The following is a 13,436-nucleotide window of genomic DNA, read 5'->3' as shown; positions in this document are numbered from 1 at the left end:
CCTCCTCCTGCTTGGCGGGTGCGGCGGTGGAAGCGGCGCCGAGGAGGACGTTGCGGCAGACCCCACCGGGGTCGTCGTGGTGCCCGCACCTGCGCCCGCTCCCACTCCGACACCCGCGCCTGCCGCTCCGACACCGGTCGGACCCAACACGATGGTTCTGGGCGCGGCGACGGCATTCGGGCAGCAGGCCTGGGATTTCTCGATCTTGCAAACGGCGCGTTCGATCGGCGTCATGGCAGTGCGCGACGGTGTTGCCTGGACCGAGATCGAAAAGACGCCGGGTGTGTACCAGTTCACCTCGCCAGGGTCGAAATGGATGGAAACGGTCATCAACAACGGCTTCCCCGTGACGCTGCTGTTCGACGACACCAACCCGCTTTATGATGCCGGCAAGACGCCGCATACCGATCAGGGCCGGGCGGCCTATGCCAAGTACATCGTCGCGACGCTGGATCGCTTTCCCAAGGTCAAGACGATCGAGATCGGCAACGAATACAACGCTTTCAACTTCGTCAGCGGCCCTGTGCGCGACGAAGGCTATGGCGCCAGGCAGCGTTATTATTTCGAGACGCTCAAGACGGTGTACCGCGCGGTCAAGGCATCGCATCCCGACGTGAAGATCCTGGGCGGCGCGGGGATGGCCATACCGGTGGGCTATTTCAAGCCGCTGTTCGGCATGGGTGCGCTGGATTACATGGATGGCATCGTCGTGCATCCCTATACCACCGATCCGGAGCAGCTTGCCAAGCAACTGGGCGTTCTGCGCGCAGCAATGGGTTCCGCAGCCAAGCCGATCCATGTCACCGAGTTTGCGCAGGAACTCGACAGCATACCGGACACCGCCAATTATCTGGTGAAGAGTATCGCCGTCATGGCGAGCGCGGGTGTGGCGGAAGCCGATTGGTATGCACTTCGCCAACAGGGTGGCCCGTCCAACATCTGGTACAAGAATGTCGCTCTGGCGAGCTTTGCCGGCGATCTTCTGCCCCCGGGGCAGGCGTTCAAGGTGATGTCGCAACAGGTTCTCGCCAAAGGTGCGGGACGCCGGATCGCGGTGGACGATTTCACCTATGCCTATCAATTCGGCCAGAATGCGATGGTGGTATGGGGCGAACCGCGTTCGCTGAGCGTGAAGGTTCCGGCGCGCTTCTACAATGCGCAAGGGCTGGAGATCGCCTCACCTGCCGCGATCGAGCAGCGTTCGCCGATCATCATCGTCAGCGACCAGCCTCTGGCTTACGGCCAGAATGTCAGTTTCGGCGATATCAGGCTGGTTGCGGACAGCTATGACCAGTTCGACTTCACCAATTCCCTGTCTGGTGAAACCCGGTTCGAGGGGCCCTGGTCCTATTTTTCCTATGCCGTGCGCCGCCAGGCCTATGACATGGCCTATACCCAGGGCGGAGGCGAGATCAGCAGTTCCGACTGGATGCCCTATATCGGCATCGACTGGCTGCGACCGTTCAACATCAACGCCAATACGGTAGGTCCGGTGGACTATAACACCGGGGGCTCACCCGACGCGTACAAGGCGGTGCTGCGCTATACGTCGCCGCATGAGGGGCGCTTCGACATTCAAGCGGTCTGGGACGTCGTGGAAACGTCGGATGACGGCATAGACCTGCAGGTTCAGGTCAATGCGCAAACCGTGTTCGCAACGACGGTTGCCCGCCACTACGACATGAACCTGAAGAACCTGTCGATCAAACAGGGGGATATCGTCTCGGTCGTTGTCGGGCCGAACAAGAATGCGATTGGAACCGACACGACGAAATACCGGATCAAGATATACCGGACCTCGTAACGGCGATGATGCCCACCGGGGAGATCGCATCAAACCCGGTGGTGCCGTTCCTGCAGGTAAGGCGTCAGAAAATCGTCGCGATGATGCATGCCCACAGCGCCGCCGCGATCGGCAGCGCCAGCAGCACGCCATGTGCGCCAAAGGGATGCTGTTCAGCATCAGGGTAATTGAAAATGCGCATCCTGTCCTCTCCCAGCGTTTTCGCCTTGGATGGTTAACGTACCAATTCGGGAATGGGGTGCAAGAGGCCGCCGGTAACATATTTCAGGGTTGTGACGTGGGGGTGCCGCGCGAAACGCGAACGCACGGTTGGTTCCGATCCGGACGCTTTCCGGCAAGTCGTGGCGACCGAAATCACGCTATCGTGATTTGATGCTTGATAATGCTTAATGAAACGTAAACAGGCATTTAGGGGATGAAGCTAGGGAGAGTTTTGTAAAATGTCTGGTGAAGGTTGGAAGCGGACGAAATTTCGCTCTGTAGTCCTGCGTGTGCAGGGGTCGCGCTTCCTTTCTGATCGCATGCGTCGGTTCCTGTTGAATTTCATTGGCGCAAAGATCCACCCAACGGCGACGGTTCGCCACTCATGCTGGTTGGCCTCGGCGGATGTGGTCATGGGTCGAAATGCAATGCTCAACAGCTTTGCCCGCTATGACGGCTCGGCCCGGTTGACGATTGAAGACAATGCCCGTGTCGCCTCTGGTGTCACTTTCACCACCAGTTCTCATCCTTTTGGTGATTGGAAGCGCCGTTCCTCCCCTCTGATCATCGTGGCGCCCATCACCATCAAGGAAGGATCCTGGGTGATGGCGGACGTGACGATCAACCAGGGCGTGACGATTGCCGAAGGGTGCATGATCGGCGCGAAGGCGCTGGTGGTGGAAGATACCGAGCCGCATGGCATGTACCTGAACATGGCAAGCCCGGGTGGTGCGGTACGCGCAAGGCGCTACAAGGATTTGCCTGTCGGAAAGGTGGACGCGCACGTCGGCAGGGTGCCGGCACCGGTACAGCTTTCGGTCGTAAACTGATCATCATGGCCGGGGGGATGGCGATCCCGCCATCCTTGCGGCTCGACGATCGTCATCATGGACCATGACGGTTAGGAAGCGTCATGGATATGCCTGACGCTCTACACCGCTTGCCCGCGCGGTTCCTCTCTTCGTTGTGCGGGTCGGGTCTGTGGTTGGGCACGCTGTTCTTTGCGGCTTCGTTGACGCCGAGCCTAGTGCCGCGTGGGGCGCTGCTTCAGGGGCTGTTGTCCGGCGTTGCCTTTGCACTTGGATACGGCATCGGCGTGGCGCTCAGGGCGGGGTGGCGGTTTTTGCATTTGCCGGCATGGGACGAGAGCCGGATCGGGCGGTGGGCCAAGGTCGGGGCTGCTCTGGTCTGCGTCGTGATCGCCGGATTTTTCCTGTGGCATGCATCCGCGTGGCAGAATTCCGTCCGCCTGCCGATGGGCATGGATGCGGTGGATAGCGCGCGGCCGATGCTGGTCGGGGGCGTGGCGGCATCGATCGCGGTCGTGGCGATCCTGTTGGCGCGGGTGTTCAAGGCGATGGCACGCGGCGTCACGCATCTGCTGGACCGCGTGGCGCCGCGCCGGGTGTCGGCGATCGCCGGGATCGTTGTGGCGCTGATGCTGTTCTGGGCGATCGGCAACGGGGTGTTGCTGCGTGCGGGGCTTCGTGCGCTCGACTCCTCCTATCGGCAGCTCGATGCGCATGTCGAGGACGGGCTGGAACAGCCCGTGGATCCCCGCAAGACCGGCAGCGATGCCTCGCTGCTGCGCTGGGCAGACCTTGGGCGTATGGGGCGCGAAGCCGTCTCGGTCGGGGCGACGGGCGCGCAGATCGCGCACTTCACCGGGCAGCCGGCAAGGGAGCCGCTGCGCATCTATGTCGGCCTGCAATCCGCCGGGACGATTGAGGCCCGCGCCGCGCTGGCCCTGGCCGAGATGCAGCGGGTCGGGGCGTTCGAGCGCTCCGTGCTGGTCGTGACGACGCCGACGGGGACGGGGTGGCTGGATCCTGCAAGCCAGATGCCGCTGGAATATCTCCACCGCGGCGACGTGGCGACGGTGGCCGTGCAATATTCCTATCTGCCGAGCTGGCTGGCACTGATGGTCGAGCCGACCTACGGCGCCGACACCGCCCGTGCGCTGTTCCGCAAGGTCTATGACCATTGGCACCGCCTGCCGCGGGACCGCCGGCCGCGCCTGTACCTGCACGGTTTGAGCTTGGGCGCTCTCAATTCGGACCTGTCGGCCGATCTGTTCGACGTGATCGGCGATCCGCACCAGGGCGCGTTGTGGAGCGGCCCGCCCTTCCAGAGCCGGACATGGTTGCAGGCGACGCGGGAGCGTGTGCCCGGATCACCCGCCTGGCTGCCGCGGTTTCGCGACGGATCGGTGATCCGCTTCACCGGACAGGGCGACGCGGTGCAAGAGGCACCGGCACCCTGGGGGCCGATGCGGATCGTCTATCTGCAATATGCCAGCGACCCGATCACCTTTTTCGAGACACGGTCCGCGTTTCGCCCCCCGGCCTGGTTGAGCGGGCCGCGTGGGCCGGACGTATCCGCGTCGCTGCGCTGGTATCCGCTGGTGACCTTCCTGCAACTGGGACTGGACATGGCGATCGCGACGACGACGCCGATGGGGCACGGCCATGTCTATGCCCCTGAGCATTATGTCGATGCCTGGACCGCGGTGACCCAGCCGCAGGGATGGACACCGCCTGGACTGGCCCGGCTGAAGCGGCATCTCGCACGGCGCATCGAAATGGAGGCGTTGGCGAGATCATCATAAAAGGCATGTGGCATGATGGAGCGGGGCATTCGCGGCTGCTTCTGGTGCGGCGTGACGCGGGCTGGGCCGATGGCAACGACTTGAACCGGTATGGCCTGCATTTGACAGGCAGCAAAATCTTTACGGGGATTGCATAGACGCCGCTTATGGCGCCGGACCCTTTGATCAGTCGACCGATGTCGATCGTTTTGGACATCGTCAGAGGAATGGCGGCGATTGCCGTGCTGATCGGGCATGCGGTTCAGCTCGGCATATACTCGGGGCCTTGGCCGTTCGAGTTTTCGTTGCAGCATAATGCCGTTATCGTCTTTTTCGTATTATCCGGCATCCTGATCACGAATTCGTTGCAAAAACATGCGGGACCGACCGAATTTATTGTATCAAGATTTTGTCGAATAATACCTGCAACCATATTATGTCTATTGTTCAGCGTTGCGGTATATGCATGTATCGGATCCGTGCTTCCGGCCATAGCCGAAGACGGGCAATCCCTGTCGATAGTCGAGATCGTCAGAACCGCTCTGTTTATCGGTCAGTATAATTCGTCGGTTTCCCCGATTTATAATCCACCGCTTTGGTCGCTGACCTACGAGATATGGTTCTATATCTTCTTCGCCACCGTTGTTTTTTCAAGCGGCCCTTGGCGGATTATCGCGGCGATCCTGTGTCTTTGCCTGGCAGGATGGCAGATTACCATCATGCTTCCATCGTGGCTAATGGGGGTTATGGCGGCCAAGGTAAAAGTGTCCAAATCGTCTCGAACCATCTTCATCTTTATTGCTTGTGTAATATCGATTATAGCATTCTGTGCTTTTCAGGTGCATTATCGGTTCTATGGCATGTTGCGCGGGATAAGCGTTGATGTGGAAGCATGGAGATTCTCTTCCTATGCCTTCACCGATGCGCTGCTCGCATTTCTGATATCGTGTATGTTCATTTTCGGTAGAGTGCTTTTACCGAACGACCTTCGGGTGCCTGAAGCAGTGCGTCATGCAGCCAGGATGTTCGCCGGCTCATCCTTCAGCCTGTATCTGATACATTGGCCGATCATCATCGTCATGCATCATGCCGGTTTGCGTGCCGGAGAGGATGTGCCGATGTTTCTCGCGATCCTGACCTTGCCTGTGGCAGCAGCTTTGATCGTGGCGCCCTATATCGAAGGTGTCGCCGTGCAGAGGTTGAAACATTTCGTGGCAATGGCGGTCGAGCGAAATACCTGTCGCCGGTCGATGATCAATCAGGTCGATCGTATCGACACGGGCAACGACCATCCCTGCGACGGAGCCGTGAAGGCAGTGTCCTGACGATCGAGTCTTTCTTGTGTCGTGCAACGCTTGCGGGGATGTTCCGTCATGATGTCGGCGCGGCGCCGGACAGGCGCCGCCCGCCCGCATCTCAATCCTTCATCAACTCGCGGATGCGTGCAGCCAGCGCATCGACGGCAAATGGTTTGGTCAGGATCTGCATACCCGGCTCTAACTGGCCGTTGCGGATGACGGCGGTTTCCGCATAGCCGGTGATGAACAGCGTCCGCAGGTCGGGGCGTACCGCGCGGCCGGCATCGGCCATCTGGCGTCCGTTGACTCCGCCGGGCAGGCCGACATCGGTGACCAGCAGATCGATCCTGGTATCGGAGCGCAGGATCCTGAGGCCGGCGACACCATCGGTTGCCTCGATCACGCTATAGCCAAGATCGCCGAGCACGTCGGTCACCAGCATCCGCACGGTTTCCTCGTCATCGACGACGAGCACCGTCTGCCCCGCCTGCGCAAAGCTGGGAAGGGTGGCGTCCTTTATCTTCTCCTCGTCGGCCACCGTACCTTCGTAGCGTGGCAGGTAGAGCCGCACCGTGGTGCCCTGGCCGACATGCGAGTGGATGCGGACCTGCCCGCCCGATTGGCGGGCAAAGCCGTAGATCATCGACAGGCCCAGCCCGGTACCCTGGCCGAGCGGCTTGGTGGTGAAGAACGGTTCGAAGACGCGGGCGATCACCTCGGGCGGCATGCCGGTGCCGGTGTCGCTGACGCTGAGCGACAGATACTGGCCTTCGGGCATGTCATAGGCCTGCGCTGCCTGTCCATCGAGATGCTGGTTGGCGGCCTCGATGGTGATGCGGCCGCCATCGGGCATGGCGTCGCGGGCGTTGATGCACAGGTTGAGAAGGGCGTTCTCCAACTGGCTGGGATCGACCAGCGCCGGCCACAAGGACGGTGCCGTCGCGGTCGCCACCGCGATGCCGGGCCCCACGGTGCGCTGGATGAGGTCGATCATGCCCTCCACGAGCGTATCGACATTGGTCGGCCGTGGATCGAGCGTCTGGCGGCGCGAAAAGGCGAGCAGCCGGTGGGTGAGCGCTGCGGCGCGCTTTGTCGCACCCTGGGCCGCGGCCATATATTTGTCGAGATCGGTCAGGCGCCCCTGCGCAAGCCGGATTTCCATCAGTTCCAGCGCGCCCGAAATACCGGCGAGCAGGTTGTTGAAGTCGTGCGCCAGGCCGCCGGTGAGTTGGCCGACCGCCTCCATCTTCTGCGACTGACGCAGCTTTTCCTCGGCCTGCATCAACTCGTCGGTACGCTCGACCACGCGCTGTTCGAGCGTATCGGTCAGCGCGCGGAGGGCGGCCGTCGCGCGGTCGCGCTCCGCCTCGACCGCGCGGCGTTCCTCCACGTCGATCAGGACGCCGGGAAAGCTGAGCGGCGTGCCGTCGCGGCCGTGATCGACGCGTCCGTTCGCCTCGATCCAGTAATAGCGGCCATCGGCGCGGCGGACGCGGTATTGGTGCGCATAGGCCCCGCCGCGCGCGATGACGGCGTTGATCGCTTCGGCCAGCCCGGCCTGATCGTCGGGATGCACCGTGGCCACGATCCGGGCGAGCGGAATGCCCTGGCGCCCGAGCGCGGGGTCCAGGCCGAAGGTGCGGGCGAACGCCTCGTCCACGGTGAACTGGTCGCTGGGCAGGTCCCAGTGCCAGGTGCCGATGATCGCACCGGCCTCCAGCGCAAGCTGCACGCGCTCGACATTCTCGCGCGCCAGTGCCTCGCTGATGCGCAGACGTTCCGCCGCCTCGCGCCTGGCGGTGACGTCGTTGAACAGGATCGCGATCTGGCGGTCCGCGGCATCGCCGACCCGGACCGCACGCACGTCGAACCAGCGGCCGAACGCCTCGGCATAGCTTTCGAAATTGGCCGGCTCGCCGGTGCTGGCGACATGGCCGTAAGTGTCGAACCAGAACTGTTCCAGATCGGGCGCGAACTCGGTCACCCATTTGCCGCGCAGATTGACCCCGGCCTGGCGTTCGAAGGCGGGGTTGGCCTCGACAAAGCGATAATCGATCGGCCGGTCCTCGGCGTCGAACTTGACCTCGACGATGGCGAAGGCGGCATCGATCGTCTCGGTGATCGTCTGGAAGCGCGATTGCGCCTGTCGCAAGGCGGCGCCGGACAGATGCTCCTCGGTACGGTCGCGCAGGATCTTCACGAAGCCGAGATGGGTGTCGCCGTCGAACAGCGGCATCATCTCGCCCGATGCCCAGAACCGCTCTCCATTGCGGCGCAGGTGCCAGCGTTCGTCGGTCGCCCGGCCATGGCGAAGCGCCTGCTGCATCTCGTGTTCGAGGCGGCCGTCGGCGCGGTCCTCGGGCGTGAAGAAGCGGGCGGCGTCGCTGCCGCACATGTCCTGCGCGCTCCACCCCATCACGTGTTCGGCGCCCGGGTTCCAGTCCACGATGATCCCGTCCGGATCGGTGACCACCATGGCAAAGTCGATGGCGCTGTTGAAAAGCGCGCGCAGCCGCGCGTTTTCGGTCGCGAGCGCTTCTTGTCTGGTTACCGCTTCCGGGTTGTTCACGCGTGGACCATTTGATCTGGAGGAGGGGCGCTTCTAGCCTGTTGTGCATGGGGCGCACAGGGCGCGCATGCGGATCGCTTCATACTGCCCGCGACATGTCGTGGAAGGGCAAACAGGCGAGCGATCGGCCTGCACCCCGAGCCGCAATGTGCGGGGGATAGCGGTCCGGCGATTGTCCACGACGTGCGGAACCCGATTAAATATCGGTCATATCCACTACCATGATCCAGCGCATGATTTTCGACATGGTTCCATAAAATCAATGTCTTGAAGCGTGAAAGGCGTCAAGTTCGCCAGAAAAGCGGCTCCGGCTGCATGTGTTCATACGGCGATCATCAGGGCTGTGTCAGGAAACTGCTGCCTGATCACGCGTTTTACACCATACTCCCAAACACCAGGACTTGTATCATAATGAAGTTCAAAGGTAATTTGCTCGCGCTTGCGGCCGCGATCACGACGGTTGGTCTTCCCGGCCACGCCATCGCCCAGTCACAGGGGACGCAGGCACAGCGATCGGCGAACCTTCGGGCCACGGCCGATCTGCGCGCGCGGCTCGGCGCGACGGAGCAGCGGATTGCCGAGGGCCAGCGCAGTGGCGCGATTACGCGCGCCCGTGCCGCCGCGCTGCGTCAGCAGGTTGCGCAGACGCGAGCGAGCATGACCCGGCTCAATCGCCAACAAGGCTTCGTAAGTGCCGCGGAACTTGCCTCCTATAACCGGACCCTGGGTACGATCGATGGCGTACTCGACCGGGGCGGCGTGGCACGTAGCAACGGACATGGCATGGCCGTAGCAGGCGGGAGCGGCAACCAGGCGCCGGAGTTCCGCTATAACTGCCAGAACGATCCGATCGCGATCGCCATTCCCGGCGACCGCCTCGACAACGCGCTCAACCAGCTTCGCATCGCTACGCATTGCCCCATCTCGGGCACCGAACTTGCCAAGGGCAAGCGTTCGCGGCCGGTTGTCGGCACGATGACGCCGATCGAGGCCTTGCAGGCCATGTTGAATGGCACGGGGCTGCAGATGCGCACGCTCAAGGGCGGCTTCGAGATCATTCCCCTGCCACGCTGACCAGGGGGGCGGGCGCGGCAAGCCATTCTGGTGCATGCACCAGCCGTGCGAGCAGCATGGCTTGCCGTCGCTTCGCCTTCGCGGCGCTGCTCGGTCTGGTGGATCCACCGGCCATATCGGTTGTCGGCGTCGCCAGCCGGCAGGCGGCCGGGTAGCGGACCGCCGGCGTATCTCCGTCTGGCGGAACCGCATTTGATGTCCGGCTCCACAAGTCATGGTCCGGCCGGGCAGCCTGTCTCCGATCAACCACCCAGCAACACTTCGTAACTTGACCCCTCACGACCCACGCCCCAATCGCGCTTGCGAGTAATTAGCAATATCAGGGGTTGGGGGACTATGAAGACGCTCGTCGTGACGGCGATCATGCTGGCCGCGTCCGGTCATGCGATGGCGGTGGCGCAGGTGGCGGGGCAAGCCGGGACACAAGGCGGACCCGTCACCGCGCAGCGCAGTGGCGAGGACAGCGAGGCACCCGCCAGCACCGCGCAGCGCGACATCCGCGCGACCGGACCGTCCAGCCAGTCGGGCGAGATCGTCGTCACCGCCGCAGGCTTCGAACAGAAGATCGAGAATGCACCGGCGAGTATCAGCGTCATCCGGCGTGACGAGCTGGAGACCGAGCGGTTCAACAATCTGGCGGATGCGCTGGTGGATGTGGAAGGCGTCGATGTAGGCGGCACCGCGGGGAAGACGGGCGGGCTGAACGTGTCGATCCGCGGCATGCCGAGCGACTATACGCTGGTGCTGCTCGACGGGCGGCGCCAGAACGCGCCGGGCAACGTGACGCCCAACGGGTTCGGGGAGACGTCGACCAGCTTCCTGCCGCCCCTGTCGGCGATCGAGCGGATCGAGGTGGTGCGCGGGCCGATGTCGACGCTGTACGGGTCGGACGCGATGGGCGGCGTCATCAACGTCATCACGCGCAAGGTGGGGGACCGCTGGGTCGGCACCGCGACCGCGGACGCGACGATCCAGGGCGATGGCGATTTCGGCAACACCTATTCGGGCAATGCCTTTGCACAGGGGCCGCTGGTCCGCGACCTGATCGGCCTGTCGGTGCGCGGCAGCTATCTGCGGCGCGATGCCTCCTCGCTGAACTATACCGACGTGAACGGCAATCCGGTGGAGGTGAGCGCGCGGGGGCCGAGCCCGGTCGAGGCGGATATCTATACCTTTGGCGGGCGCCTGTCGGTGACGCCGGCGTCGAACCACGACCTGTGGCTGGAATATGACCGGTCGCACCAGCGCTACGACAATGCGGACTCGCAGCTGGGCACGGGCACGGTGCAGGGCGGTTACGGCCCCGAAATGCGCTTCGTGCGCGACCAGTATAGCGCCGCGCACAACTGGCGGGCAGGCTTTGGTACGCTGGAGACGACGGTGACGCGCAACGCCACCGAGACGTTCGGCCGCACCATCCCGCCCGGCACGCCGGGCCGCACGCCCGGTGACGAGCGTGCGCTGCGCGCGACCAACACCATCCTGGACTCGCGCCTGATTTCCGAGGTCGGGCCGGTGATCTTTACCGCAGGCGGGCAATATTGGTGGGCGCGGATGACCGACGGCGTCGCGCCGCGCGACTATGCCTTCGACCAGTGGGCGGGCTTTCTGGAGGCGAGTTGGAAGATCGCGGAAACGTTCACGCTGACCGCAGGCGGGCGTTATGACGAACACACCACCTTTGGCGGCAAGTTCAGCCCGCGCGGCTATGCGGTGTGGAACGCAACGCGCGGGATCACGGTGAAGGGCGGCGTGTCGCGCGGGTTCAAGACGCCGCAATTGAACCAGATCACGCCGGGCATCGTCGGTTTCGGCGGGCAGGGCACGATCCCGCAGATCGGCAGCCCGAACCTGGGGCCGGAGACGACGACATCGAGCGAACTGGGCGTGTATTTCGACACGTTCACCGGCATTTCGGGCAACGTCACCGTCTTCAACAATGATTTCGACAACAAGATCGCGGCGGGCCCGGGTATCCCCAACTGCGCGTTCCGGCTGGCGCGCGACCGGCCGGGCTGCATTGATGTCGGCAATTTCCCGAACGTCGACCTGTTCGGCCAGCAGATCAACGTCGATCAGGCGCGGACGCGCGGCATCGAGACCGCGCTGCGCTTCGTCTTCTCGCCGCGCCTCACCCTGACCGCGAACCATACGCTGACCGACAGCGTGCAGCGATCGGGCAGCGAGCAGGGCCAGCCGCTGATCGGTACGCCGCGCCACATGTTCAACACGCAGGTGCGGTGGAAGGCGCTGGACGACCTGTCGCTATGGGCACGTGGCCAGATCCAGTCGAGCCGCTACCGGGGCGCCAACACGGCGCAGGCGGCGCTGGGGGATTTCGACGGGTTCGAGGTGTTTCATCTGGGCGCGAACTGGGCACTGGCGCAGAACATCACGCTGAACGCGGTGCTGTACAATGTCTTCGACCGCAACTTCGTGCGCTACCTGCCTTATACCGAGCGCGGCGCCACGGTGTATGCGCAGCAATATGCGAACAACCAGGAGCCGCGTCGGGTATATGTCTCGGTAAACGTCGACTTCTGACCGTCTTCCTATCCCCGGACCCGTGACAGGACGCGGGCGGCGACGTTGCTGCGCACGGCCAGCTTGCGGCCGTAGCGCAGCGCGGTGGCCGGAGAGGTCCAGCGCAGCGCCTGGGCGATGCCGACGCCGTCCTCGCCGGCCGCGAACAGATCCTGGGTCAGCCCCACGCGCAGCGAGTGGGTGGATAGCGCGCGCACCGCCTCCGCAATGTCGGACGCGGGCAGATCGACCAGACCGGCATCCCAGGCGGCAAGCGCGACGCGGCGATAGATCAGGCAGACGCCCTGCCGGCTGAGCGCGGTGGTGCCGACGGTGTAGGTGATGCGTGCGGACTGGGCGGGCTGGCCGGCGAGTTTCTCCCGCCACTGGCGGGTGTGGCCGGGGATCGCGGCATAGGCGAGCGGTGCCGCCTCGGCGCGGGCGCGGCGCCGGTCGACGCCGACCCGCCGAAAAAGCGGGCCGCTGGTGATCCCGCCGGCCTGCAGCCAGAGGCCGACGCGGCGCATGGTGTCGGCGGACAGCCACGCCCAGGCGCCCTGACCCTCCTGATCGGTCTTGGAAGAGGGGATGAACAGTGTCGCGGTGCCGTCGGGCTGGGGATCGATATGGCGCTCCTCGACCGCGACGAGCTCGCTGACGCGCAGGCCCGCATCATAGCCGAGCGAGAGCAGGGCGGCGTCGCGCAGGCCCTGAAGATCGGTACCGCACGCCGTCAGCATCGCGCTGAGCGTGACCCCCTTGCCGGCATGCGGATCGAGCGCGGCCCCGAAGCGCAGCGGCGCGGCCTGGCGCGGTGCGGCGCCTTTTCGACGTCGCACCCCCTTCAACGCGGCACGCACCATGGCGTGACGCGTCGGCAGCTCGGCATGGTCGGCCAGTCCCATCAACCGGTGCGCGGTCGCGAGACTGGCGAGGCGGCGCGCCAGCGTCGCGGGGCTGGAGCCGTTCGTGTCGAGATGGCGCAGATAGCGCACCAGCGCCTCCGGATCGGCGGGAAAGGGCGAACAGCCATCGTCTGCGCACCATGCGCCATAGCAGGTCAGGTCCGCGGCGAGTGCGGCCTTGCTCGCCTCCGCCATGGCGGTCAGCTGCGCGTCGAAGCCGATCGCGCTGACCGGTGCGGCACCGGGTGGCACGAGCGCGCCCAGCACGCGGGCGAGCCGGGCGTCGACCGGCTCCGGCCGGGTGCGGCGACCGCGCATCGGCAGCGCCTCGCCATCGGTGCGGTGGACGATGATCTCGCCTGCGGGCACCGGGGATGCCTTTGCCTGGGCGCGGCCTTCCTTCAACTCGAAACGCATGGCGCCTCCTACCATGAGCCGGGGGGCAGCGAAATCGCGTCGATCCAGGATGATCGCG

General features: G+C 64.1%; 8 protein-coding genes. 6 read left to right on the top strand and 2 right to left on the bottom strand.

The window, feature by feature from the left end:
- The first annotated feature begins 151 nt into the window (after positions 1-151).
- The 4 genes from OXR08_RS02455 to OXR08_RS02440 all read left to right on the top strand — a co-directional run bounded on the left by OXR08_RS02455 (position 152) and on the right by OXR08_RS02440 (position 5,917).
- Positions 152-1,804, top strand: a complete 1,653-nt coding sequence (locus tag OXR08_RS02455; RefSeq protein WP_267347432.1) for a hypothetical protein — start codon at positions 152-154, stop codon at positions 1,802-1,804.
- A gap of 521 nt (positions 1,805-2,325) precedes the next feature.
- Positions 2,326-2,835, top strand: coding sequence for an acyltransferase (locus tag OXR08_RS02450; protein WP_160146857.1), 510 nt, complete (start codon positions 2,326-2,328; stop codon positions 2,833-2,835).
- A gap of 182 nt (positions 2,836-3,017) precedes the next feature.
- Positions 3,018-4,613 carry an alpha/beta-hydrolase family protein gene (locus OXR08_RS02445; RefSeq protein ID WP_267347431.1) on the top strand — a complete coding sequence of 532 codons (1,596 nt, stop codon included), beginning with the start codon at positions 3,018-3,020 and terminating at the stop codon, positions 4,611-4,613.
- A gap of 176 nt (positions 4,614-4,789) precedes the next feature.
- Positions 4,790-5,917 carry an acyltransferase gene (locus OXR08_RS02440; RefSeq protein WP_267347430.1) on the top strand — a complete coding sequence of 376 codons (1,128 nt, stop codon included), beginning with the start codon at positions 4,790-4,792 and terminating at the stop codon, positions 5,915-5,917.
- Between the two features lie 91 nt (positions 5,918-6,008).
- Here OXR08_RS02440 and OXR08_RS02435 read toward each other — a convergent pair whose 3' ends face one another.
- Positions 6,009-8,459: a PAS domain S-box protein gene (locus OXR08_RS02435; protein WP_267347429.1), complete on the bottom strand. Its 2,451-nt coding sequence runs from the start codon at positions 8,457-8,459 to the stop codon at positions 6,009-6,011.
- A 411-nt stretch (positions 8,460-8,870) separates the two neighbouring features.
- Between OXR08_RS02435 and OXR08_RS02430 the strand changes: the two genes are divergently transcribed.
- Both OXR08_RS02430 and OXR08_RS02425 read left to right on the top strand, forming a co-directional pair.
- A complete protein-coding gene (locus tag OXR08_RS02430) occupies positions 8,871-9,533 on the top strand; it encodes an STN domain-containing protein (RefSeq protein WP_267347428.1) in 663 nt (220 codons plus the stop codon).
- Between the two features lie 336 nt (positions 9,534-9,869).
- A complete protein-coding gene (locus tag OXR08_RS02425) occupies positions 9,870-12,077 on the top strand; it encodes a TonB-dependent receptor (protein WP_267347427.1) in 2,208 nt (735 codons plus the stop codon).
- Between the two features lie 8 nt (positions 12,078-12,085).
- Here OXR08_RS02425 and OXR08_RS02420 read toward each other — a convergent pair whose 3' ends face one another.
- Positions 12,086-13,378, bottom strand: a complete 1,293-nt coding sequence (locus OXR08_RS02420; RefSeq protein WP_267347426.1) for an integrase — start codon at positions 13,376-13,378, stop codon at positions 12,086-12,088.
- Positions 13,379-13,436 lie beyond the last annotated feature (58 nt).

Source organism: Sphingomonas sp. GM_Shp_2, from assembly GCF_026540875.1.
GTDB classification, from domain to species: domain Bacteria; phylum Pseudomonadota; class Alphaproteobacteria; order Sphingomonadales; family Sphingomonadaceae; genus Sphingomonas; species Sphingomonas carotinifaciens.
The sequence above is the reverse complement of the archived record's forward strand: the minus strand, read 5'-3'. Positions and strand labels throughout refer to the sequence as shown.